This window comes from Arthrobacter sp. SAFR-044 (assembly GCF_051965175.1).
In the GTDB taxonomy this organism is placed as follows: Bacteria; Actinomycetota; Actinomycetes; order Actinomycetales; family Micrococcaceae; genus Arthrobacter.
In genome coordinates this window covers 106,636-128,967 of the sequence record NZ_JBQCMK010000002.1, presented here as the reverse complement: position 1 = coordinate 128,967, position 22,332 = coordinate 106,636, and the positions used below count along the sequence as shown (strand labels likewise).

Annotated in this window: 23 protein-coding genes and 1 riboswitch; of the genes, 12 read left to right on the top strand and 11 right to left on the bottom strand. The window is 67.0% G+C overall.

Annotated features, from left to right (window positions below; genetic code table 11):
• Nucleotides 1-39: 39 nt before the first annotated feature.
• A complete protein-coding gene (locus ACTHQS_RS03310; protein ID WP_440166057.1) occupies nt 40-927 on the bottom strand; it encodes a glutamate ABC transporter substrate-binding protein in 888 nt (295 codons plus the stop codon).
• A gap of 69 nt (nt 928-996) precedes the next feature.
• Nucleotides 997-1,752, bottom strand: a complete 756-nt coding sequence (locus tag ACTHQS_RS03305) for an amino acid ABC transporter ATP-binding protein (protein WP_026265670.1) — start codon at nt 1,750-1,752, stop codon at nt 997-999.
• 104 nt (nt 1,753-1,856) lie between these two features.
• Here ACTHQS_RS03305 and ACTHQS_RS03300 point away from each other — a divergent pair, with 104 nt between their 5' ends.
• The 4 genes from ACTHQS_RS03300 (at nt 1,857) to ACTHQS_RS03285 (ending at nt 4,797) form a co-directional block, all read left to right on the top strand.
• On the top strand, nt 1,857-2,639 hold the full coding sequence (locus ACTHQS_RS03300) for a TIGR00730 family Rossman fold protein (RefSeq protein ID WP_440166054.1): 783 nt from the start codon (nt 1,857-1,859) through the stop codon (nt 2,637-2,639).
• A 43-nt stretch (nt 2,640-2,682) separates the two neighbouring features.
• Nucleotides 2,683-3,144 carry a DivIVA domain-containing protein gene (locus tag ACTHQS_RS03295; RefSeq protein WP_440166053.1) on the top strand — a complete coding sequence of 154 codons (462 nt, stop codon included), beginning with the start codon at nt 2,683-2,685 and terminating at the stop codon, nt 3,142-3,144.
• Complete coding sequence (locus ACTHQS_RS03290) at nt 3,141-4,397, top strand: hypothetical protein (RefSeq protein ID WP_440166051.1); 1,257 nt, start codon at nt 3,141-3,143, stop codon at nt 4,395-4,397. The genes ACTHQS_RS03295 and ACTHQS_RS03290 overlap by 4 nt, the downstream gene beginning before the upstream one ends.
• Before the next feature lie 232 nt (nt 4,398-4,629).
• Complete coding sequence (locus tag ACTHQS_RS03285) at nt 4,630-4,797, top strand: DUF3117 domain-containing protein (RefSeq protein ID WP_009357720.1); 168 nt, start codon at nt 4,630-4,632, stop codon at nt 4,795-4,797.
• Between the two features lie 70 nt (nt 4,798-4,867).
• Here ACTHQS_RS03285 and ACTHQS_RS03280 read toward each other — a convergent pair whose 3' ends face one another.
• Nucleotides 4,868-5,500, bottom strand: a complete 633-nt coding sequence (locus ACTHQS_RS03280) for an O-methyltransferase (protein WP_440166049.1) — start codon at nt 5,498-5,500, stop codon at nt 4,868-4,870.
• A 227-nt stretch (nt 5,501-5,727) separates the two neighbouring features.
• On the opposite strand from ACTHQS_RS03280, the gene sigE reads away from it, so the two are divergent.
• From sigE to ACTHQS_RS03265, 3 genes are all read left to right on the top strand, one after another.
• Nucleotides 5,728-6,342: an RNA polymerase sigma factor SigE gene (gene sigE / locus ACTHQS_RS03275; RefSeq protein ID WP_159631489.1), complete on the top strand. Its 615-nt coding sequence runs from the start codon at nt 5,728-5,730 to the stop codon at nt 6,340-6,342.
• A gap of 7 nt (nt 6,343-6,349) precedes the next feature.
• Entirely contained in the window at nt 6,350-7,219 is an 870-nt protein-coding gene (locus ACTHQS_RS03270; RefSeq protein ID WP_440166047.1) for an anti-sigma factor, read from the top strand.
• A gap of 69 nt (nt 7,220-7,288) precedes the next feature.
• Entirely contained in the window at nt 7,289-7,693 is a 405-nt protein-coding gene (locus tag ACTHQS_RS03265) for a Sec-independent protein translocase TatB (protein WP_440166045.1), read from the top strand.
• 5 nt (nt 7,694-7,698) lie between these two features.
• On the opposite strand, the gene ACTHQS_RS03260 is transcribed toward ACTHQS_RS03265, so the two are convergent.
• The 3 genes from ACTHQS_RS03260 to ACTHQS_RS03250 form a co-directional block, all read right to left on the bottom strand.
• Nucleotides 7,699-8,856, bottom strand: coding sequence for an Mrp/NBP35 family ATP-binding protein (locus ACTHQS_RS03260; RefSeq protein ID WP_440166043.1), 1,158 nt, complete (start codon nt 8,854-8,856; stop codon nt 7,699-7,701).
• Between the two features lie 64 nt (nt 8,857-8,920).
• Nucleotides 8,921-9,613: a DUF1003 domain-containing protein gene (locus ACTHQS_RS03255; protein WP_440166041.1), complete on the bottom strand. Its 693-nt coding sequence runs from the start codon at nt 9,611-9,613 to the stop codon at nt 8,921-8,923.
• Nucleotides 9,597-10,880 carry a magnesium transporter MgtE N-terminal domain-containing protein gene (locus tag ACTHQS_RS03250; RefSeq protein WP_026265667.1) on the bottom strand — a complete coding sequence of 428 codons (1,284 nt, stop codon included), beginning with the start codon at nt 10,878-10,880 and terminating at the stop codon, nt 9,597-9,599. The genes ACTHQS_RS03255 and ACTHQS_RS03250 overlap by 17 nt, the downstream gene beginning before the upstream one ends.
• A gap of 77 nt (nt 10,881-10,957) precedes the next feature.
• Between ACTHQS_RS03250 and ACTHQS_RS03245 the strand changes: the two genes are divergently transcribed.
• Nucleotides 10,958-11,971 (top strand): general stress protein, encoded by a 1,014-nt coding sequence (locus tag ACTHQS_RS03245; RefSeq protein ID WP_440166038.1) that lies wholly within the window; start codon nt 10,958-10,960, stop codon nt 11,969-11,971.
• Between the two features lie 116 nt (nt 11,972-12,087).
• On the opposite strand, the gene ACTHQS_RS03240 is transcribed toward ACTHQS_RS03245, so the two are convergent.
• Nucleotides 12,088-13,662: an aminopeptidase P family protein gene (locus ACTHQS_RS03240; RefSeq protein ID WP_440166036.1), complete on the bottom strand. Its 1,575-nt coding sequence runs from the start codon at nt 13,660-13,662 to the stop codon at nt 12,088-12,090.
• Between the two features lie 80 nt (nt 13,663-13,742).
• Between ACTHQS_RS03240 and ACTHQS_RS03235 the strand changes: the two genes are divergently transcribed.
• Nucleotides 13,743-14,591, top strand: a complete 849-nt coding sequence (locus ACTHQS_RS03235) for a PHP domain-containing protein (RefSeq protein WP_440166034.1) — start codon at nt 13,743-13,745, stop codon at nt 14,589-14,591.
• Nucleotides 14,592-14,613: 22 nt separating this feature from the next.
• On the opposite strand, the gene ACTHQS_RS03230 is transcribed toward ACTHQS_RS03235, so the two are convergent.
• From ACTHQS_RS03230 to thiE, 4 genes are all read right to left on the bottom strand, one after another.
• A complete protein-coding gene (locus ACTHQS_RS03230) occupies nt 14,614-15,486 on the bottom strand; it encodes a DNA-methyltransferase (RefSeq protein ID WP_440151251.1) in 873 nt (290 codons plus the stop codon).
• A gap of 8 nt (nt 15,487-15,494) precedes the next feature.
• A complete protein-coding gene (locus ACTHQS_RS03225; protein WP_440166032.1) occupies nt 15,495-17,171 on the bottom strand; it encodes a DEAD/DEAH box helicase in 1,677 nt (558 codons plus the stop codon).
• A 292-nt stretch (nt 17,172-17,463) separates the two neighbouring features.
• Nucleotides 17,464-18,969 (bottom strand): RNB domain-containing ribonuclease, encoded by a 1,506-nt coding sequence (locus ACTHQS_RS03220; RefSeq protein ID WP_440166030.1) that lies wholly within the window; start codon nt 18,967-18,969, stop codon nt 17,464-17,466.
• 39 nt (nt 18,970-19,008) lie between these two features.
• A complete protein-coding gene (thiE, locus tag ACTHQS_RS03215; protein WP_440166029.1) occupies nt 19,009-19,755 on the bottom strand; it encodes a thiamine phosphate synthase in 747 nt (248 codons plus the stop codon).
• A gap of 27 nt (nt 19,756-19,782) precedes the next feature.
• A riboswitch (TPP riboswitch) is annotated at nt 19,783-19,901 on the top strand.
• On the opposite strand from thiE, the gene thiO reads away from it, so the two are divergent.
• From thiO to ACTHQS_RS03200, 3 genes are all read left to right on the top strand, one after another.
• Nucleotides 19,894-21,207 (top strand): glycine oxidase ThiO, encoded by a 1,314-nt coding sequence (gene thiO / locus ACTHQS_RS03210; protein ID WP_440166027.1) that lies wholly within the window; start codon nt 19,894-19,896, stop codon nt 21,205-21,207. It overlaps the preceding riboswitch by 8 nt.
• The gene (gene thiS / locus ACTHQS_RS03205; protein ID WP_440166025.1) at nt 21,204-21,440 is read left to right on the top strand and encodes a sulfur carrier protein ThiS; all 237 of its coding nucleotides are present in this window, start codon (nt 21,204-21,206) and stop codon (nt 21,438-21,440) included. The genes thiO and thiS overlap by 4 nt, the downstream gene beginning before the upstream one ends.
• 4 nt (nt 21,441-21,444) lie before the next feature.
• Nucleotides 21,445-22,260: a thiazole synthase gene (locus ACTHQS_RS03200; RefSeq protein ID WP_440166023.1), complete on the top strand. Its 816-nt coding sequence runs from the start codon at nt 21,445-21,447 to the stop codon at nt 22,258-22,260.
• Nucleotides 22,261-22,332: the final 72 nt, after the last annotated feature.

The following is a 22,332-nucleotide window of genomic DNA, read 5'->3' as shown; positions in this document are numbered from 1 at the left end:
GGGGCTGCTGAGCAGCCCCGGCGGCGCGGCGGACGCTACTTAGTAACGGTTGATGGCCGGGAGGCTGGGAGCGGTCTTGATGACCGAACCTGCAGTGGCTTCCCAGGCCTTCTTGTAGGAGCCGTCCTTTTCGAAGGATTCGAGCTGGTCATTGATCCAGTTGCGGAACTCGGTGTCGCCCTTCTTCAGGCCGATGCCGTAAGGCTCCTTGGTGAAGGTTTCTTCGGAGGCGAGCTTGAAGGCGTCCGGTTCCTTGTCAACGAAGCCGGCGAGGATCACGTTGTCGGTGGTCACGGCTTCAACCTGCTTGTTGCGCAGCGGCTCCAGGCATGCGGAGTAGGTGGCGGCCGGGACGAGCTCGGCGCCGTACTTGTCCACGATCGTGGCGGCCGGGGTGGAGCCCGTGACGGAGCAGACCTTCTTGCCCTTGACGTCCTCAGGCTTCTTGATGGTGTCGTTGTCCTTGTTCACCATGAGGGCCTGGCCGGCTTCGTAGTACGGGCCGGCAAAGTCGACAACCTGCTTGCGCTTGTCGCTGATGGTGTAGGTGGCGATGACCAGGTCAACCTTGCCCTGCTCGATGAAGGGCTCGCGGTTGGCGGACACGGTTTCGGACCATTCGATCTTGTCCGCAGGGATGCCCAGCTTGGCGGCGATCAGCTTGCCGATTTCGACGTCGAAACCTACGGGCTTGCCGTCCAGGCCCACCTGGCCGAACAGCGGCTGGTCGAACTTGGTGCCGATCTTGATGGTGCCGGCGGAGGACAGCTTCGCCATGGTGGTTCCGGCAGCGAAAGACGGCTTTTCAACCGGGCTCGGGTTGCTGGAGCCGCCGGAGTCTCCACCGCCGCAGGCGCTGAGCGAGAGTGCGAGGGCAGCGGTAGCCGCCACGACGAAGGACTTCCGCCGGGACATAAATGCCTTCATGACATTCCTTTCATTGATGGCCGCGGGTTTCCGGCCTGGATGCGAACTGACGTGTGGTTGTTCGGTAGCTCAGTGGGTGAGGAGCTTGGACAGGAAGTCCTTGGCCCGGTCACTCTTCGGGTTGGTGAAGAACTCCTCCGGGGTGGCGTCCTCCACGATCTGGCCGTCCGCCATGAAGACCACCCGGTCGGCGGCCTTGCGGGCGAAGCCCATCTCGTGCGTGACCACGATCATGGTCATGCCTTCCTTGGCGAGCTGGACCATGACGTCCAGGACCTCGTTGATCATTTCGGGGTCCAGCGCAGACGTGGGCTCGTCGAACAGCATGACCTTCGGCTTCATCGCCAAGGCCCGGGCAATCGCAACGCGCTGCTGCTGGCCGCCCGAGAGCTGGGCCGGGAGCTTGGGAGCCTGATGGCCCACGCCCACCCGTTCCAGGAGTGCCATGGCATCCTTTTCGGCTGCCGCCTTGGAAACGCCCTTGACCTTAATCGGCCCCAGGGTCACGTTTTCAAGGATGGTTTTGTGGGCGAACAGATTGAACGATTGGAAAACCATTCCGACGTCGGCGCGGAGCTGGGCGAGTTCCTTGCCTTCCTCGGGGAGGACCTTCCCGTCGATGCTGATAGTTCCGCCCTCGATGGTCTCCAGGCGGTTGATGGCCCGGCAGAGGGTGGACTTACCGGAGCCCGAGGGCCCGATGACCACAACAACCTCGCCCTTGCGGACCTGCAGGTTGATGTCCTTCAAAACGTGCAGCTGGCCGTAATGCTTGTTAACGGCGTTCAGGGAGACGAGAGCATCGCCGGGCACATGAGTAGTCATAGGAAAGAATCTAGCGAACAACGGTGCGTTATGACGCCAATCACCCCAAGTTCATGCCGATCGTGATTCAAGAGATACCTGGAGTTGGAGGTTAGCCTAGGGGAATGAGCATCAATGCAGATCCGGCCAAGAATTCCCAGCCGCGCCGTAAAGGCCCCCTCGAGCTGCGCCGCAAGCAGGCGGCCGTGGAAATGTCGGACCAGCACCTGCTTGATACCAAGGGCCCCGGCCAGTTTGTCCACACCGACCCGTGGCGGGTCCTGCGGATCCAGAGCGAATTCGTCGAGGGTTTCGGTGCGCTGGCGGACATCGGAAAAGCGGTAAGCGTCTTTGGTTCGGCCCGCACGAAGCCGGGAAGCCTGTACTACGAGATGGGCGTGGAGGTGGGGCGCAAGCTCGCCGAAGCCGGAGTCGCCGTGATCACCGGCGGAGGCCCGGGCTCCATGGAGGCGGCCAACCGGGGAACGGTGGAGGGCAACGGCGTGTCGGTGGGCCTTGGCATCGAACTGCCGTTCGAGCAGGGGCTCAACCAATGGGTGGACCTGGGGATCAACTTCCGCTATTTTTTCGCCCGCAAGACCATGTTCGTCAAATACGCGCAGGGCTTCATTGTGCTGCCCGGCGGACTGGGCACGCTGGATGAGCTCTTCGAAGCCATGGTGCTGGTGCAGACGCGCAAGGTGACGTCTTTTCCCATCGTGCTTCTCGGCGTCGAATTCTGGGGGCCGATGATCGACTGGATCAGGGGCACCCTGGTGGCTGAAGGCATGGTCTCAGAAAAGGATCTGGACCTCATCCAGCTCGTGGACGATCCCGCCGAAGCCGTTGACCGGGTCCTGCAGGCAGGAGTGACACCATCCCTTAACGGGGAGCAGCGGCCGGAGTAGCTGCGCGCCGCTGTTCGGGCTGCCGGTCTGGCACGATGGGACCGTGAGCTTCTTTCTGGTTTTCCTCGCCGTCGTTCTCGTGGCGGCGGTCCTTTGGGCCGGCCTGGGCCGGCGCTCCCGCAACCAGGGCGGGCCCGCCCTGCCCGCCCTGCTGGACGGATTCGAAGAGCCGCCGGCCAACCTTCCGCCGGTGCTGCTGCCGGAGCGGGCTGTCCCGGAGGATGTGACCCGCCTGCGCTTCTCGCTGGGCCTGCGCGGCTACCGGATGGACCAGGTGGACCAGGTCCTGGATGAACTGCGGGACCAGTTGGCGGCCCGGGATGCGGAACTGGCGGAGCTGCGGGGCCGGCTGGCGGCCACTGAAGGGCACGCCAGCGCCGGCACGGAGCAGCCTTCCGACGGCGGCGCGCCGGTCCGCGGCATGGTTCCGGAAGATACGGGCGCGGGCAAGGGCGGGAACCGGGCGGTCCATGAGGACGCTGCCCCGGGGAAGGGCGGGTTGTGAGCACGGTGGCCCGCCGCAGCCCGCTGGCCTCAGCCGGCACCCTGGCCCACCGGGCTGCTTCGGCTGTCCGGGGCTGGCCGTGGTGGCTCCAGGTCAGCGCACTGTACGGGGGTTCACGGCTGGTCTCAGCCTGCATCTTCATGGCCGCGGCGCTCCACCAGGACGCCAACCCCTGGTTCCCGCCGAAGCCGGATTACTGGAACTTTATCAATATCTGGGATGCCCGCTGGTATGGCCAGGTCATCGCGAATGGCTACCCGTCCGTCCTTCCCACGGACGCGGCCGGCAACGTGCAGGAGAACACCTGGGCCTTCTACCCGCTCTTCCCCGCACTGGCAGGCGGGCTCAGCCGCCTCACCGGCCTGAGCCCCGCCGCCTCGCTCACCCTTGTGGCAATGCTGGCCGGCTGGGGCGCTGCCCTGGCGGTCTACGCACTCTTCCGGCATAAGGCCCCACATTCCCCTGCCATGTGGGGTGTTGCATTCTTCTCGGCCTTTCCCGTCTCGGCTGTGCTGCAGGTGCCCTACGCCGAACCGCTGTCCCTCCTGCTGCTGGCAGGGGCCCTGCTGCTGGTGGTGCGCCGGCGGTACCTGTGGGCCGCCCCCGTGGTGGTCCTCCTGTGCCTGTCCCGGCCCGTCGGCGTTCCCTTCGCCGCCATGCTCGGGCTGCTGCTGGTCTTCCGCGCCACCGCACACGTGCGCCGTGCACGGCAACGCGGTCCGGAGGAAGACGCCCCTTCGGTCAAGGACCTGGCGGCCCTCACCGGGCTTACCGCCGTGGCCGGCCTGTCTGCCCTCGCGTGGCCGGCTGCCGCGTGGGTGGCCACCGGGGACCCGCAGGCGTACACCAAAACCGAAACCGTCTGGCGGGGCCAGGATCTGGTGCCTTTCAAGCCGTGGTTCGACACCGGCGTCGACCTCTTTGGTCCTGTGCTGGGCATCCTTGCACCCCTGGTGTTCGTGGCGCTGTTCGCCGTGATGCTGTTCCTGCCGCCGGTGGTGCGGCTCGGCGTGGAACTGCGGCTCTGGTGCGCGTGCTACATGGGTTACCTGCTGGCATTCCTCCACCCCCAGACCAGCACGTTCAGGATGCTGCTGCCGCTGTTTCCGCTGGCGCTGGGCGCGGTGTTCGTGTCCCGGTCTAGGGCGTACCGGGGGACAGTGGTGGCCATGTTCCTGCTGCTGCAGGTCGTCTGGATCGTGTGGCTGTGGGCGTGGGCGCAGCTGCCCGGCGGTGGCGATTATCCGCCGTAGCAAAACCGGCTTTCGCGCAGGTCAGGGCGGGAATGACACGTGCAGGGAAATGTCCATCGATTAGCTACGTGCGGGTAATTCCGCGATAATGATAGGTAAGCAAGGACAAAAGCATTCAGAAAACGCGCAGCCTTGGCGGTGGGGGAACCACCCCGCCATAGCGGCCTGATCGACATGCGGACACAGCCCGCCGGGCTGATTAGTCCTGGGACAAAATGGAGGGGAATTCCTCATGGCGGCTATGAAACCACGCACCGGCGACGGCCCAATGGAAGTCACCAAGGAGGGCCGCAGCCTGATCATGCGTGTCCCGCTCGAAGGCGGCGGGCGCCTGGTGGTCGAACTGAACGCTGCCGAAGCAGCCAACCTCAAGGAATGCCTGGTGGGCGTTACCGAATAGTCGTAAAGGTCAGGGTGCGCAGCCCGCGGGCTGCGCACCCTGACCTTTTGTGCTGCACTGTGTGCCGTGCCTATTTCTTGACGGCCACCAGCAGGCCGTCCCCGCTGGGAAGCATCGCCGAAGCCAGCCTGTCGTCGTCGCGAATGGCCTTGCCCACCTGCCGCAGGGTCACCGTGTTGGGCTCCCGGCCGGCAGGGTTGGCCACCTTGTCCTTGTCCAGCGCGTCGTTGATGACCAGCAGTCCCGAACGCTTAAGCAGCCGGATGGCCTGTTCCACGTAGCCAGGGAGTCCGGGTTTGTCCGCATCGATGAACACAAGGTCGTACGCGCCGTCGGTGAGCCGCGGCAGGACGTCGCCCGCACGGCCGGAAATGGTGCGTGTCCGGTTGGCGGGACTGCCGGCCTCGGCGAACGCTTCGCGGGCAGCCCGCAAGTGCTCCACGTCCACGTCGATGGTGGTCAGGACAGCGTGCGCCGCGAGGCCACGCAGGAGGCAGACGCCGGAGACGCCGGCGCCGGTGCCGATCTCCACCGCGGTCTGCGCCTTGGAGGCTGCAGCCAGTACGGTCAGGGCTGCGCCCACACCGGGACTGATGGCGCTTACCCCTAATTCAAAGGAACGCTCCCGGGCCCGAAGCATGACCTCATCCTCAGCGGGCAGATCTTCTGCATAGGACCAGCTGCTGGACTTGTCGGCGCTCATGAATAATCGCTTTCTGGGCGTAAAGGGGGAATGTCTCCTCAAGCCTACTGCGTCCCGCCGGGCCGGAAGGGAAAGCAGGCGTTGCGCCGAGGGCGGAAGTTTTCGGCTAATCAGGAAATTCCCAGCCAAATTTGAAATGATTGGTATCCGCTCATCCAAAAGGTGACCGGCGCCGAATCAGAGATGTCAACAGTATCCGGGCGTTAGCATTCCGAGGGGAGTGGACGATGTCATCTTCAGTTGTGGCACCTGTCCCTGCAGTAAACAATCCCGATGATGAGTGGGTCCGTCCCACCTGGGAAGAAGTGGTCACCAACCACTCCGCGAAGGTTTACCGGCTGGCCTACCGCCTGACCGGTAACAAGTTCGACGCCGAGGACCTCACCCAGGAGGTCTTTGTCCGCGTGTTCCGGTCGCTGGAAAACTTTAAGCCCGGAACCCTCGATGGCTGGCTGCACCGCATCACCACCAACCTGTTCCTTGACCAGGCCCGGCGCAAGACCCGCATCCGTTTCGACGCACTGGCAGAAGATGCCGAGTCCCGGCTGCCGGGCCGGGAGCCGGGACCGGAGCAAAGCTTCGAGCTGAACAACCTTGACCTGGACGTGCAGGCCGCGCTGGAGGAACTGCCGCCGGACTTCCGTGCCGCCGTGGTCCTGTGCGATCTTGAGGGGCTCTCCTACGACGAAGTCGCCGAGGCGTTGGGCGTCAAACTGGGTACCGTCCGTTCGCGCATCCACCGCGGCCGGACCATGCTCCGCGAAAAGCTGGCCCACCGCGACCCGCGCCCGCAGCAGTCCCGCCGCAAGCTTTCGATGCCGCGCATCGCCGGCATCCTCTGAACGGCACATGAGGTCCCAGATTCCTTTCGGCGGCAGGCATCAGCGCTCCGGCAGCCACCTTGAGGCCTGCCAGGAGTGTGCTGCCGCCGTACGCCGGGAACGGCAGTACCTTGAGCGCCTCCGGGATGCCCCCATTCCGCCCGCCAGCCAGGACCTGACGGCCCGGCTGCTGACCCGCACCTCCGAACTGGCGGCCCAGGTGCCCGCCCCGGTCCAGGCGCAGCAGGGCGCCACCTCCCGCATGGCCGCACGGGCCCTTGCGCTCACCGCCGGAGGAACCGTCGCAGCGGCCGGAGTGCTGGCTGTGGGGGCCTTCACGGCAGCGGGAGACCCAGGGGGCGGCGAAGCGGCGGGAACCCAGGCTGCTTTTTCCCACGTCTCGTCGCAGACCCCCGCTGACGGCAGGAGCCTGAGCACCGCGCAACTGGCCACCCTGCGGTCCGAGGGATGGGCGTGCCCCGACCTTCAGGCCATGGGATTCCACGTCGAGGCGGCCCGGGCGCTTGTGGTTGATGGGGAGCCCGCAGTGGAGCTGCGGCTTACGGACGGCGTGCACCACGCCACTGTCACGGAACAGCACCTCGTCACGCAAGAGCCAGCAGGCCAGGCGCCTGTGGTTCCGGGGAGTGCAGCCGTGTCGGGTACCAGTCCGTGGTCCGCAACCTACCGGGCTGCGGGGCTCACCATCACATACCGCTCCGACCTGCCTGCCGAACAGGCCGACGATGCGATGCCCATCCTCAAGCGGCTTGCCGATTCCGCCGCAGAGGGGGTCGCAGCCGCCGTCCCGGAACGGCCGGAAGGGCAGGCCGCGGAACCCCTGGATGCCCGGCTGGAGCGCGGAATCAACAAGATCGCGGCCCTGTTCACCCAATGACACGGACTGTCGACCCGTCCGGCGGATGGGAATCGTCACCTGCAGCCCGGAGAGGGTAATCTTCCTAAAGTGTTTGGAATCAACGGCCCGGAGTTCATTCTTCTGCTGATCATTGGCGTGCTGGTGATCGGCCCCCAGCGGCTGCCGGAATATACCCAGAAGCTGGCGAACCTGGTCAAGGAAGTCCGCCGGATGGCCAACGGTGCCCGCGAACAAATCAAGGAAGAAGTGGGCATCGACATCGATGATGTCGACTGGAAGAAGTACGATCCCCGCCAGTACGATCCGCGGCGCATCATCAAGGAAGCGCTGCTCGACGACGACACCAAGCCCGTCAGCGGAGGCGCCCCCGCCGCCGTGGCTGCAGTTTCCGGCGCCGCAGCGGCAGCGGAAGCGGCACCCAAGCGGCCCGAAAGGGTAGTCCAGCGACTGGCCCCCGGCGAGACCGCCCCGTTCGACACCGAGGCCACCTAGGCTGGTCAGCGGGGCTGCAGCCCCAGCTTCATCCCGGCAAGGCCGCGCGGTTTCGCCGCCAGGTGCCCGGCGATGCCGGCCAGAGCGGCAGCCGCTGCGGCCCCGGGCCTGCCCAGGACAATCGGAACCCCTGCGTCCCCGCCTTCGCGCAGCTGGATGTCCAAGGGAATCTGGCCCAGCAGGGGAACGTCCGCCCCCACTGTGGCGCTAAGCCGTTCCGTGAGCACGGTCCCGCCGCCGCTTCCGAAGAGCTCCATCCGGCCGCCGTCGGGCATCTCCAGATAGGACATGTTCTCGATGACGCCCGCGATCGTCTGTCCCGTCTGGGTGGCGATGGCACCGGCGCGTTCGGCGACGTCGGCTGCGGCCGCCTGCGGCGTGGTGACCACCAGGATTTCGGCCTTGGGCAGCAGCTGCGCAACGGAGATGGCGATGTCACCGGTACCCGGCGGAAGGTCCAGGAACAGGGCATCCAGGTCGCCGAAGTAGACGTCCGTGAGGAACTGTTCCAGCGCCCGGTGCAGCATTGGTCCCCGCCACGCAACCGGCTTGTTGCCGGTCACGAACATGCCGATGGAGATTACTTTCACCCCATACGCAACCGGGGGAAGGATCATGTCGTCCACCTGGGTGGGCTTTTGCGTGATGCCCATCAGCGCAGGTACGGAGAAGCCGTACACGTCAGCGTCCACGATTCCTACCCGGAGGCCCTGGGCGGCCAGGGCGGTGGCAAGGTTGACCGTCACCGAGGACTTGCCCACACCGCCCTTGCCGCTGGCGACAGCGTAGACCTTGGTCAGGGAATCCGGCTCGTTGAAGGGGATCCTGCGCTGGCCGCCCGGACCGCGCAGCTTCTCCTTGAGGGCGTCGCGCTGCGCCTGGTCCATCACCTTCAGCTCCACGTCGACGGCGGTGATCCCGGGTACCGCGGAAAGCGCCTTCTGCGAATCGGCGGTGATGGTGTCCCGCAACGGGCAGCCCGCAATCGTGAGCAGGACCGCTACGGTGACCTTGCCGTCGTCGGACACGTGGACGGCGTCCACCATGCCCAGCTCCGTAATGGGACGGCGGAGTTCCGGATCGATGACCGTGGCCAGGGCATCGTTGACGGCCTGGAGCAGTGGTCCCTGTCCGGGGCTGGCGGGATCGCTGGTGGCGCTCATGGAAGGGGCCTCGGCTTTCGTGCGGTGGCGGCGACGGGCCCGCTGATGACGGCGGCCCGGGTGGTCATTGGGCAGAGTGGCCCGGTTTGACCCGGGGGATCTGCTGGGTCCTCGGGTTGCGCTGCCGGTCCCGCTGTTCGCGCAGCTTGTCCTTGACCTTGTCGCGCGGGGATTCGTGCGAGCCGGGCCCGGAGTCCTCATGGGTCCGCATTTCCTCCTGCGCTTCCAGGAGGTCTTCGAGGAGCGAGCGCAGTTCGGCCCGGACATAGTCACGGGTGGCGACCTCCCGGAGCGCGATCCGCAGGGAGGCCAGCTCCCGAGTCAGGTATTCGGTGTCGGACAGGTTGCGCTCTGCCCGCTGCCGGTCCTGCTGCAGCGAGACCCGGTCCCGGTCATCCTGCCGGTTCTGCGCCAGCAGCAGCAGAGGCGCTGCGTAGGAGGCCTGCAGCGACAGCATCAGGGTCAGCAGGGTGAACCCAAGGTCCCTCGAGTCGAACTGCCACTCGACGGGGGCCCACGTGTTCCAGCCCAGCCAGAAAATGCAGAATACGGTCATGTAGACCAGGAACTGGGGCGTGCCCATGAACCGGGCAAAGCCCTCGGTGGCATGGCCGAACGCGTCCGGATCCGGGGAGAACTTGGGCAGGATCCGCTGGCGCGCGCTCAACGGTGTGTCGAGGCTGCCCTTTGACTCCGCATTGACCACGTTCCGCTGGTTGGGGTTCTTCGGAGCGCTGTTATCAGCCAATGCGGCCACCGAGCTTTCTTATCGGGGCTTCGCCATCGTGGGCGCGCCAGTCGTCCGGCAACAAGTGATCCAATACGTCATCAACAGTCACCGCCCCCACAAGCCGGCCGGCGTCATTGACCACCGGGAGGGAATTCAGGTTGTAGGTGGCCAGGGTCCGTGCCACTTCGCTGATGTGGGCCTGGTCGGACAGCGGCTCAAGGTTCTTGTCCACCAGGTTTCCCAGTGCCTCGAACGGCGGGAAACGCAGCAGTTGCTGGATATGCACCACGCCCAGGAAGCGGCCCGTGGGCGTTTCCAGCGGCGGCCGGGCAATGAAGATCGACGACGCCAGGGCGGGGGAGAGCTCCTCGCGCCGGACGTGGGCAAGGGCTTCGGCGACGGTGGCCTCCGGGGGCAGGATGACAGGCACCGGGGTCATCAGGCCGCCGGCGGTGTCCTCGTCGTACTCAAGCAGGCGCCGGACGTCCTCGGCGCCCTCAGGCTCCATGAGTTGGAGCAGTTCCTCTGCCTGGGCGGAGGGGAGTTCGCCGAGGAGGTCGGCGGCGTCGTCGGGATCCATTTCCTCCAGGACGTCCGCGGCGCGCTGGACATCGAGGGCGGAGAGGATCTCCACCTGGTCGTCCTCCGGCAGTTCCTGGAGGACGTCCGCCAGCCGTTCGTCCTGCAGTTCGCTGGCCACTTCGAAGCGGCGCTTGTCGCTCATCTCCTGCAGGGCCTCGGCGAAGTCGGCGGGCTTGAGGTCCTCGTGGTTGGCCACGAACTGGGTGGCAGCCTGCGGTTCGGTACGCGGCCCTTGCTGCGCGTCCGCCCAGTCGATGATCAGTGTTTCGTTGCGGCGCAGGCGGCTCAAGGGGGACAAGGAATGGCCACGCCGGACAAAGAGCTTGCTGACGAACCAGTCGCGGGACCGGTGCTGGTCGATGGCGATGTCTTCGATGGTGGCGTCTCCGCTGCCGTCGCGGAGGGTGACGCGGCGGTCGAACATCTCGGCCACCACCAAGGTTTCCGCGCCGCGCTGTTCGAACCGGCGAAGGTTGACCAGGCCGGTGCAGATGATTTGCGTCTGGTCGATGGACGTAATGCGGGTCATGGGTACAAAGACACGCTTCTTGCCCGGAACTTCCACCACGATGCCCACTACGTGGGGGGCTCCCTGGGTTCCGCGGGACAGCACAACAACGTCGCGCAACCGGCCCAGCCGGTCGCCCAGCGGGTCGAAGACGTCGAGGCCCAGGAGGCGTGCCACGAAGACGCGTGTAGGTGTTGTGCTCACCACTACAGGCTACCGAGTCTGCTCTCTTTTAGCTGAATTTACAGGCGGCACCCACCTTGATGGGCAAGAATGGGTTTATGTCGAACATTTTTGGTGCTCCCAAGGCCGGCGCCCCGAACGGACCGGACGATGCCCGGGCTGTTCCCACCGGCGACACCGTTGGCTCCTACACTTCATACCTCGATGCCCAGAAAGCGGTCGACTACCTGGCGGACCAGCAGTTCCCGGTCCACATGGTGTCCATCGTGGGCAACGAACTGAAGATGGTGGAGCGGGTTACGGGGCGCCTGAGCTACCCGCGGGTGGCGTTGTCGGGGGCGCTGAGCGGCATGTGGTTCGGCCTGTTCGTGGGCGTCATGCTGTCCTTCTTCGCTCCGTCGCCCGGGTACTTCTCCATCATGACGTCGGTGCTGATGGGCGCAGCGTTCTTCATGCTCTTCGGCATCGTCACTTACGCCATGCAGCGGGGCAAGCGGGACTTCACGTCCACCAGCCAGGTGGTGGCCACAAGCTACGACGTGATTGTGGCACCGGAGGCAGCCCACGAGGCCCGGCGCCTCCTGCAGCAGCTGCCCATGTCCCGTTCAGACGCCGCCGCATCCGGCCACGGCCCGTATACGCAGCACGACAACTACAACCAGCCGTACCAGCAGCACCACCAGCAGGGCGGGCAGCAGCAAGGGCAGGGCCCGGCCCGCCCCGCCGGCTGGAATGATCCCTACGGCCAGCGGTCCTGCGGCCCGGCCGCCAACAATGGACCTGTCCAGGACGGCCACGCCTACCCCGACGACGCCGGCCAGCAGCACAGCGGTCAGCAGTACGACGGCGGCCAGCAGCACGGTGCCCCGCAGCACACCCCCCAGCAGCCGGCCCAGCCGGTCCGCTCTGTCCGTTACCCGGACCTGCCCGATGGCCGGCCGCAGTACGGCGTCCGCGTCCCCCAGGGGCCGGCCGCGGATGCGGGTCAGCCCGGCATGGAACCGCATGCAGAACACCGGGCAGAAGAGCACGCACAGGATGGCGCCGAACACCCGGTTGACAACCAGTACGGTCCGGAGGGGGACCAGCACCGGGGCGAACACCGCCAGTAACAGCGCAGGTGCGTCCAGGTCCGGCAGCCTGGAGCCACCAGGGACAGTGCCACAAACAAAGAGCGGGGCCGCTGGAATGAATCCAGCGGCCCCGCTCTTTGTCGCTACGGCCGGTGTCAGGCTTCTTCGGTCCGGTAGATGCCGGCCATCCAGTCCTCCACGTCTTCCGCATTGCGCGGCAGGGCGGCGCTGAGGTTGACGGGGCCGTCAGCGGTCATGAGGATGTCGTCCTCGATCCTGACTCCGATGCCGCGGTATTCCTCGGGGATGGCCAGGTCTTCCTTCTTGAAGTACAGGCCCGGCTCGATGGTGAACACCATGCCTTCGGTGAGGACGCCGTCCAGGTAGAGTTCCCGCTTGGCTTGGGCGCAGTCATGGACGTCCAGGCCCAGGTGGTGGCTGGTGCCGTGCGGCATCCAGCGGCGGTGCTGCTGGCCCTCGGGGCTGATTGCTTCCTCCACGCTGACCGGCAGGATTCCCCACTCGGCCAGGCGCTCGGCCAATACGGTGGTGGCTGCGGTATGGATGTCGCGGAACTTGGTTCCCGGCTGGGCGGCTGCGAATCCGGCGTCGGCAGCATCCAGGACCGCCTGGTAGACCTTGCGCTGGATGCCGCTGAAGGTGCCGCTGGCCGGCAGGGTCCGGGTGATGTCCGCCGTGTAGAGCGAGTCCGCCTCGACACCGGCGTCCACGAGCAGGAGCTCACCGGCGTGGATTCGGCCGGTGTTGCGGGTCCAGTGCAGCACGGTGGCGTTGTTGCCTGAGGCCGCGATGGTGTCGTAGCCCAGTTCGTTGCCCACCTCGCGGGCGCGGGCGAAGAACGCCCCCTCCACCACGCGTTCGCCGCGGGCGTGCGTGAGGGCCCGCGGCAGGGCCTTGACCACCTCTTCGAATCCTTCCACGGTGGCCGATACCGCGATTTTCATCTGTTCGATTTCCCACTCATCCTTGAGCAGGCGCAGTTCGGAGAGTGCCTCGCTGAGCTTTTCGTCCAGCGCGTCCAACACGCCGAGGTCCAGGTTCTCGGGGTCCTTGGCTGTGTTGTACCGGGCCGTGTCCACCAGGGCGTCAATGTTGTCGTCAACCTTGCGGACCAGCCGGATGGAGATGCCGCCGATTTCCGGGGCACCCACGTCCTTGGTGATGGCCGTTTCCAGCTGGTCGATGTGCGCGGTGGCCAATCCAAGCCGGGCCTCGAATTCTTCCAGCGTGGGACGGGCGCCGATCCAGAACTCGCCGGAGCGGGAGTCGGCGTAGAACTGCTCGGTGTCCCTGCCGGCCAGCGGGCGGAAGTACAGCGTGGCCCGGTGGTCCCCGCCGTCGTCGCCCGTTCCCTCATTCACCGGTTCCAGGATCAGGACCGCATCCGGCTCGTGGTCCAGGCCAAGCCCCGTCAGGTGCGCGAAGCCCGAGTGCGGGCGGAAGCGGTAGTCGCAGTCGTTGGAGCGGACCTTCAGCGGTCCCGCCGGGATGACCAGGCGTTCGCCCTTGAACTGGACGGAGATCGCCTTGCGCCGGGTTGCGGCGTAGCCGGCTACCTCGTCCCGCGGGGGCAGTTCCTGGCTGGACGGCGCCCAGTTGCTGGCCATGAAGGCCTTGAAGGCGTTGGAACTGGGCCGCTGGGAGCGGTTGTTGACGCGCTCCTCCAGCGGCTGGGAAGCAGAGTTTTGGGTGTTTTCGGCATCGTTCACGGCACCATCGTCTCACTGGCGTCCCGGCTAAGCGAACAGGCCTCCCCGGTCTCTTGTTCCCGGTCCACTACGCTGGATAAGTGAGGATTGACCTGCATGCCCACTCCAACGTCTCGGACGGCACCGAGACCCCTGCCGACGTCATGGCGTCTGCTGCCCGCGCGGGACTGGACGTGGTGGCCCTGACCGACCACGATTCAACGGCGGGTTGGGCGGAGGCCGCCGCGGCCGCCGCCACGTACGGGGTGGCCCTGGTGCCGGGCATGGAGGTCTCCTGCCGGACGGAGGAGGGCATCAGCGTCCATCTCCTGAGCTACCTGCATGACCCCACCCATCCCGGGCTCCTGGAGGAAATCACCAAGGCCAAGGATTCCCGCCTGACCCGCGCCGAGCGAATGGTGACCATCCTTGCCGAGGACTACCCGCTCACCTGGGACGACGTGATCCACCATGTGGCGCCCGGCGCCACCCTTGGCCGGCCGCACATCGCCGACGCCCTCGTCGCCGCGGGTGTCGTGGAGGACCGTTCCGAGGCCTTCGCCTCCATCCTCACTTCCCGCTCGCGGTACTTCATCCCGCACTACGCCCCCGACCCCGCCACCGCCGTCGAACTCGTCCGGGCCGCCGGCGGGGTGCCCGTGTTTGCCCACCCCGTGGCGTCTGGCCGGGGGCGGATCGTGGGGGAACGGACCTACCGGGAGATGATCGACGCCGGCCTGGCCGGCGTGGAGATCGACCACCGCGACAACCCGGAAGAGGGCCGGGACTTCCTGCGCAAGCTCGCGGCGAAGCATGGCCTGCTGGTCACCGGCTCCTCTGACTACCACGGCACCGGCAAGCCCAACCTGCTCGGCGAAAACGTGACGACCCCCGAGATGCTGGCACGGATCGAGGCACTGGGCACGGGAGCCGCCGTCGTCCGTCCCTAAGGGGTAGTCCGTCCGCGGACCGCTAGTTGGGCTGGAACGATGCCAGGGTGGCGTGAGCACCCAGGCGCTTGGCCATGATGTCGATGGCAGGCTGGTTCTGGTCCACGCACACGAACTTCCGGCCAAGCTTGGCGGCAACGGCACCCAAAGTGCCGGAGCCGGCGAAGAAGTCCAGGCACCAGTCACCGGGGCGGGATGACGCGGCGACCACGCGGCGGACCAGGCCCTCCGGCTTCTGCGTGGGGTAGCCGGTCTTTTCCTTGCCGGTGGGCGAGACGATGGTGTGCCACCAAACGTCCGTGGGCAGCTTGCCCAGTTCCCGTTTGGCGGGGGTCACCAGCCCGGGGGCCATGTACGGCTCGCGGTCCACCTCCGCGCTGTCGAAGTGGTACTTCGCCGGGTTCTTGACGTACACCAGGATGTTGTCGTGCTTGGTGGGCCACCGGTTTTTCGCCCGGGCGCCGTAGTCGTACGCCCAGATGATCTCGTTCAGGAAGCATTCCCGGCCAAAGATGGCGTCCAGCATCACCTTGGCGTAGTGCACTTCCCGGTAGTCCAGGTGCAGGTACAGGGTGCCGTCGTCGGCCAGCAGGCGCCAGGCCTCCACGAGCCGGGGTTCCAGGAAGGACCAGTAGTCGCTGAACGCGTCGTCGTAACGGTGCAGGGCACCCTTGATGGTGTCGTAGGAGCGGCCCTTGAAGCCCACCCGGTCCCCGCTGCCGCCGGCGTTCACCACCATCCTGGTTTCCTGGCGCTGCTGCGGCCGGCCCGTGTTGAAAGGCGGGTCCACATAAATCAGTGTGAAGGCGCCGTCCGGCAGCGTGGGGAGGTACTCCGCGTTGTCCGCGTGCACCACCAGGCTGCCGCCGTCCGGCGCCCAAACAGTGTCAGTCATCAGGGGAGTTAGGCCTCGGAGTTGCCCGGCTGGGTGCCGTTGTCGCCGCCTGCGACCACTTCGCCGTTGCGGCGGCGGGTGCGGGTACGGCTGCGGCGGGCGCGCGAGGGCTGGTCGCCGTCGGCTGTGGGGGCTGCAGCTTCAGCGGCAGGTGCGGCGGAGTCAGAAGGACGACGACGGCGCTCACCTGAGCGGCCCGCGGAGTCGCTGCTGCGGCCAGCGTCACGGCCACTGCCGGCCCCACGGCCCCGTCCGTCCCGCTCCCGCGTGCGGCCTGAGTCCCGGGGACCGCGGCTGTTCTTCTTGCCGGTTTCCCCGAGGTCCTCGAGGACCTCGGCGTCAACGCCGGCCAGGGTCCGCTTGTCGCGCGGAAGGCGGCCCTTGGTGCCCTCGGGGATGTCCAGGTCAGTGTAGAGGTGCGGCGAGGAGGAGTAGGTTTCCACCGGTTCCGGGACGCTCAGGCCCAGGGCTTTGTTGATCAGCGCCCAGCGCGGCATGTCGTCCCAGTCGACAAAGGTGACGGCGGTGCCCTTGTTGCCGGCGCGGCCGGTACGGCCCACCCGGTGCAGGTAGATCTTCTCGTCTTCCACGCACTGGTAGTTGATGACGTGGGTGACGTCCTCGACGTCGATGCCGCGGGCCGCGACGTCGGTGGCCACCAGGACATCCACCTTGTTGTTGCGGAAGGCCCGCAGCGCCTGCTCGCGGGCGCCCTGGCCCAGGTCGCCGTGGATGGCCGCGGCCGCGAACCCACGGTCCACCAGTTCTTCGGCCACCTTGGCGGCGGTGCGCTTGGTCTTGGTGAAGATGATGGTCCGCCCACGGCCGCGGGCCTGCAGGATGCGGGCCACCACTTCGGTCTTGTCCATGCTGTGTGCACGGTAGATCAGCTGGCGGATGTCCCGCTTGGTCAGGCCCTCATCCTCCGGATCCGCTGCGCGGATGTGCGTGGGCTGGGTCATGTACCGGCGTGCCATGGCGATGACGGGGCCGGGCATCGTGGCCGAGAACAGCAGCGTCTGGCGGACGGCGGGGGTTGCCGCGATGAGGGTCTCCACGTCCGGCAGGAAGCCCAGGTCCAGCATCTCGTCGGCTTCGTCCAGCACCACGATCTTGACGTTCTTCAGGCTCAGGTGCTTCTGCTTGAAGAGGTCGATCAGCCGTCCGGGGGTACCGACCACTACCTCGACGCCCTGTTTGAGGGCCTCCACCTGGGGTTCGTATGCGCGGCCGCCGTAGATGGTGGCGATCCTGGCGTTGCGCTTGCGGGACGCCGTCTGAAGATCGTTGGCAACCTGCACGGCCAGTTCACGGGTGGGAACGATGACCAGGGCCTGCGGGGCTCCCGGCACGGCCAGCTTGGCGTAGCCGGGGTCGTCCTGGCCGATCACGCGCTGCAGTGCCGGGATGCCGAAGCCCAGCGTCTTGCCGGTGCCGGTCTTGGCCTGGCCGATGATGTCGTGGCCGCCCAGGGCCACCGGAAGGGTCATGGCCTGGATGGGGAACGGGTGGGTGATCCCGGCGTCGGCCAGGGATTCGACGATGTCCGCGCGGACGTTGTAGTCGGCAAAGGACTTCTCCGCGATCTCGTGCGGCGTCTCGTCGGAGATGATCGTTTCTTCCGGCTCAATGGTTTCCGTGCCGGACTCATCGCTCAGAAGCTGGTGGGTATGCAATTCACTCACAGGGGAGTTTCCTTATTCATTTGGGCAATGGCGCTGCCTGCTCAACGGGCCGGCCAAGGCTGGCCGCTCCGGAGCACGCTCAGGCGCGCAAGCGATTCCAGTGGAAGCCGATCGCGGGCTATCTAATGCTGGCACTGGTGACCAGCGGGTACATCTCAAGATCGCGTAGGGGCGGGCTTGTTGGTTTCAAATCGAGGAAATCAACGACCGGGCATCCAGTTCTACCCCTCCAGTCTAGCCGCACGGGTGTAGAAACACTGTTTCGGCCCGCCTGCGGCGTACGCCGCGGCCCTCAGGAAACCAGTTCGAAGTGGATCTGCCGCGTGGTGATATTCGAAGAAATCAGCCGGACACGGACCTTGGTGCCGGACTCCAGCTCACCCGCGCAGCGGGCGGTCACCGCGGGTTCGGCGATCTGGATGATCCCAGAACTTCCGTTCCCGTTCCCGTTGCCGTTCTTCGCATTGCCGTTCTTGCCGTTCCCGTTGCCATTGCCGTTCCCGTTCTGCGGCTTGGATCCGGAAATCACGATCGCATCGAACTCCTGCCCGACGTGGTTGAGCAGCAGTGCCGCCTCCACCGTATCCAGGGCCAGGCGTTCCATCCGTGAGGCCAGCTGGTCCGATCCGGCCATGATGCCGGGAAGCAGCGGCAGGGCCTCCCGCGCCCAGCCCGGAACATCGCCGCCGTTACTCAGGGCCTCGCAGATGACCAGCACGAAGCGGTCCACCAGGCGGCGCAGCGGCGCGGTGGTGTGGGCGTAGGCGGCGCCGATGGCGGACTGGATGCCGTCTTCCGGGACCGTCCCGTCGAAGGCGGTATAGGACGCGCCGCGGAACAGCATGCCGGCCGAGTGCATGATGGCCAGCTGCCGAGGGTCGGTGGGATCGAGTGACCGAAGGTACTCGCCGTAGCTGACCTCCCCGTCCCACGGCCTGCCCAGCGCCTCAGTCTGCAGCCGGAAATGCCGCAGCGACCGTTCGTCCGGAGCGGGCATGGTGCGCAGGATGCCCACTTTGCCTTCCAGCATCAGCTGTGCGGCCGCCATTCCGGTCATCAACGAAATCTGCGCGTTCCAGTCCTCCACGGGAAGCTGCGGAACGGCGTCAATCCGGTAGCCGCCGTCGGGCAGCTGGACGATCTCCTGCTCAGGCATGTTCAGGCTTGCCCCCTCGCGCGCCCGTTCCAGCGCCACCCGCTTCAGTCCCACCTCCCGGAGCAGCCGCAGCACGGGAGAGGCGGTCCCGGCGTCGAGGTCGGCCTGGGCGCCTTTGTAGCTGAGCTTGTCGCGGCTGCGGACCCGCGCCCTCCGGACGCCCACGGACAGCACTGACGCGTCGCCGTCGAGCGTAAAGTCCCAGACGAAAGCCGAACACTCCTGGCCGGGCAGCAGGCTCCCCGCCCCCTCGCTGATCACCTCGGGGTGCAGCGGGATCCGGCCGTCCGGTGCGTAGAACGTCTGTCCGCGGCGGCGGGTTTCGGCGTCCAGGGGGCCGCTCGGTGCAACGAACGCCGGAACGTCGGCGATGGCGTACATGACCCGGTAGCCGAGCCCGTCCGGTTCAATGAATACTGCCTGGTCAAGGTCCGTGGAGGACGCCGGATCGATGGTCACGAATTCGACGGCGGTCAGGTCATAGGGGGGCAGCTGCAGCGCGGCTACCGCGGCCAGGGCGTCTTCCACCGCCTCAGCAGGGTACGGCCCCGGCAGTTCAAGTTCCGTCCGCAGCAGCCCCAACGCCTCTTCCAGGGCGTTCTTGTGGTCATGGACGTTGGGGGCCAACCGATGATGTGACACAAAAATCAGCGTAGCCCCAAGTCCCGCGATTAAGCAGGCTCAGGAGCCGGCGCCGTCCAGCGCGTCGAGGAGGGAGGCAGCCGCGGCAGCCGGGTCGGGTGCCTCGGTGATGGCACGGACCACCACGATCCTGCGGGCACCCGCCTCCGCCACCTTGTGGACGTTTCCGTGGTCGATGCCGCCGATCGCAAACCAGGGCACAGGGTCCGCTGCCTGCCGCGAGGCTTCGGCAGCGTATTTCACCAGCTCAGGGCCGACGGCGGTCCTGCCTGGCTTGGTGGGTGTGGCCCAGACAGGGCCGACGCAGAAGTAGTCCAGCCCGGAGGGGCCTGCCGTTGCCGCCAAGGCAGCGTCCACCTGGCCGGTGGTGTGGCTGGAGAGCCCAATGGCCGCGTTTCCGTTGACCAGTGTCCTCGCTGCAGCCAGCGGAAGGTCCTTCTGGCCGACATGGAACACCGGCGCCCCGGACAGCACGGCGATGTCCGCACGGTCATTGACGGCCCACAGTTTCCCATGCCGCACCGCGGCCTCCTTCAGCACCGCCAGCAGCTCCAGTTCCTCTGCAGCCTCGATGGCCTTGTCGCGGAGCTGGATGATGTCCACGCCGCCGGCAAATGCGGCGTCCACGAACCCGGCAAAGTCGCCGCGGGCACGCCGCGCGTCGGTGCAGAGGTACAGGCGGGCCGCCTTGAGGGCGTCGCTGTGACCGGCATTGGCAACTTCGGCACTAACAGCCGTGGCTGGAGCGGGGGAGCCGGCGGACAAGGATGAGGTGGACACATTCATGCCTGCAAGCCTAGTTCCTCTAAACTGGGCTGGTACTGCGGGAGCCCGCGGCAGCTGTCACAAAGCGCCGGGCTGAGAGGGCGTCAGAGCCGACCGCTTGACCTGATCCGGTTAATGCCGGCGTAGGGAAGGAACCACATGCGCACCCCTATCGACCATCGCCCCGGGTCCGCCGGGGCCGCCCGTGCCACGGTGCGTGCCGACGTCGCCGTCATCGGCGGTGGAGTGATCGGACACGGAATCGCCTATGAGGCGCAGCGCTCCGGCCGCTCCGTTGCCCTGATCGATGACGCTCCCGGGAACGGCGCCAGCTGGGCCGCCGCCGGCATGCTTGCCCCCGTCAGCGAGTTGCACTACCAGGAGGAGGACCTCCTGGAACTGATGCTTGAGGCATCGTCGCGGTGGCCGGGTTTCGCCGCCGGCATCGCCGGCGCAACGGAAACGGATTGCGGATACCTGACGACGCCGACCCTCGCCGTGGGTGCCGACGCCGCGGACCGGCGCACATTGATGGACCTTCGCACGGTACAGCAGGCCAACGGCCTGGCGGTGGAGCCCCTGACAGTCCGGGAAGCCCGCAAGCGTGAGCCGCTCCTTAGCCCCGCCATCGCCTGTGCCTTGGATACGCCGGCCGACCACCAGGTGGATCCCCGGCGCCTGGTGGCAGCCCTGCGGCTGGCCCTCGCCCGCGCGGCGCTTAATACCCCCGACCTGGCCGTCGCCGGGGCGGTGGAGGGGTATGCAGTACCGGACCGGGCCACGGGCCTGCTGTGGGAGGGCGGAACAGTTGCCGGCGCAAGCCTCGCCGGCGGCGGCACCGTCCTGGCAACGGAAACCATCGTGGCCAACGGCCTGCAGGCAGGGACCCTTGGCGGCCTGCCGGCCGGCCTCGACCTGCCCCTTCGCCCAGTGCACGGGGACATCCTCCGCCTCGCCGTTCCACGGCACCTCCAGCCCCTGGTGACCTCCACGGTGCGCGGCCTGGTGCACGGCGTCCCCGTGTACATCGTCCCCCGGCAGGACGGGACGGTGGTGATCGGAGCCACCCAGCGGGAGGACGCCCTCTCCGATGCCGTCAGCGCCGGGGGTGTGTACCAGCTCCTCCGCGACGCGCAGGCGCTGGTGCCCGCCGTCGCTGAACTGGAACTCCTGGAATGCACCGCCCGTGCCCGCCCGGGAACGCCTGACAACGCCCCGCTGCTGGGCCGCGTGCCGGTGAACCAGACTTCACCAGGCGAAGGGTCCGCTGCAACCGGGCCCGGGCACGTGCCGGGGCTCATCATCGCCACCGGATTCTTCCGGCACGGGGTGCTGCTCACCCCCGCTGCCGCAGCCATCTGCACCGCCCTGCTGGACGGGAAAGCCGATCCCCGGTGGGCGCCCTTCCGCCCGGAGCGGTTCTCCAGCCCGGCGGCGGCCAACCAACGCACCCACATCAAGGAGACAGCGTGAACATCACCCTGAACGGAAACACCCAAACGGTGGCCGACGGCGCCTCCATCACCACGCTCGTCACCCAGGTCACCGGACGCCCGCTGGGGCCCAATGGCCACGCGACGGACGGCGGGAAACTGGGCGTCGCCGTCGCGCATAATGCCCAGGTGGTGCCGCGCAGCCAATGGTTCGCCACGGCGCTCGCCGAGGGCGACGACATCGAACTCGTCACGGCAGTACAGGGAGGCTGACACCATGACCGAAACCAGCACCATCAACCCCGCCGGGAATTCCGGCGCCGCCGACGCCCTGGTGATTGACGGCGTCGCCCTCGGATCCCGGCTCATCATGGGCACGGGCGGGGCGCCGAGCCTGGGCGGCCTGGGCACTGCGCTCCTCGCGTCCGGCACCGCCCTGACCACCGTTGCCATGCGCCGCTACTCCACCGCGGAAACCGGTTCGCTGTTCCAGCTGCTGGTGGACCACGGAATCCGTGTGCTGCCCAACACCGCCGGCTGCTTCACTGCCAGGGACGCGGTCCTCACGGCGGAACTTGCCCGGGAGGCGCTGGAGACCGACTGGGTGAAACTGGAGGTCATCGCGGACGAACAGACCCTTTTGCCGGACGCCGTGGAGCTGGTGGAGGCCACGGAGCAGCTGGTCAACCGCGGATTCAAGGTCTTCGCCTACACCAATGACGATCCCGTGCTTGCGCTGCGGCTGGAGAACCTCGGCGCCACAGCGGTCATGCCGCTCGGCGCCCCGATTGGTACCGGACTGGGAATCCTGAATCCGCACAACATCGAGCTCATCGTGTCCCGCGCTTCTGTGCCGGTGGTTTTGGACGCGGGCATCGGTACGGCCTCGGACGCTGCCCTGGCCATGGAGCTGGGCTGCGACGCCGTCCTGCTGGCCACGGCGGTGACGCGGGCCCAGAACCCGGCGCTCATGGGCGAAGCGTTCAAACACGCAGTAATCGCCGGCAGGATGGCCAGGGCTGCAGGGCGCATCCCGCGCCGGGAGCATGCACTTGCGTCGTCGGCGATGGAGGGCCGGGCGGAGTTCCTCTGACCCAGGTGATACACGTGTGGCCACCGCCCTGATGGGTGGTGGCCACACGTGTATGGCAGCTGGCAGTCGGTT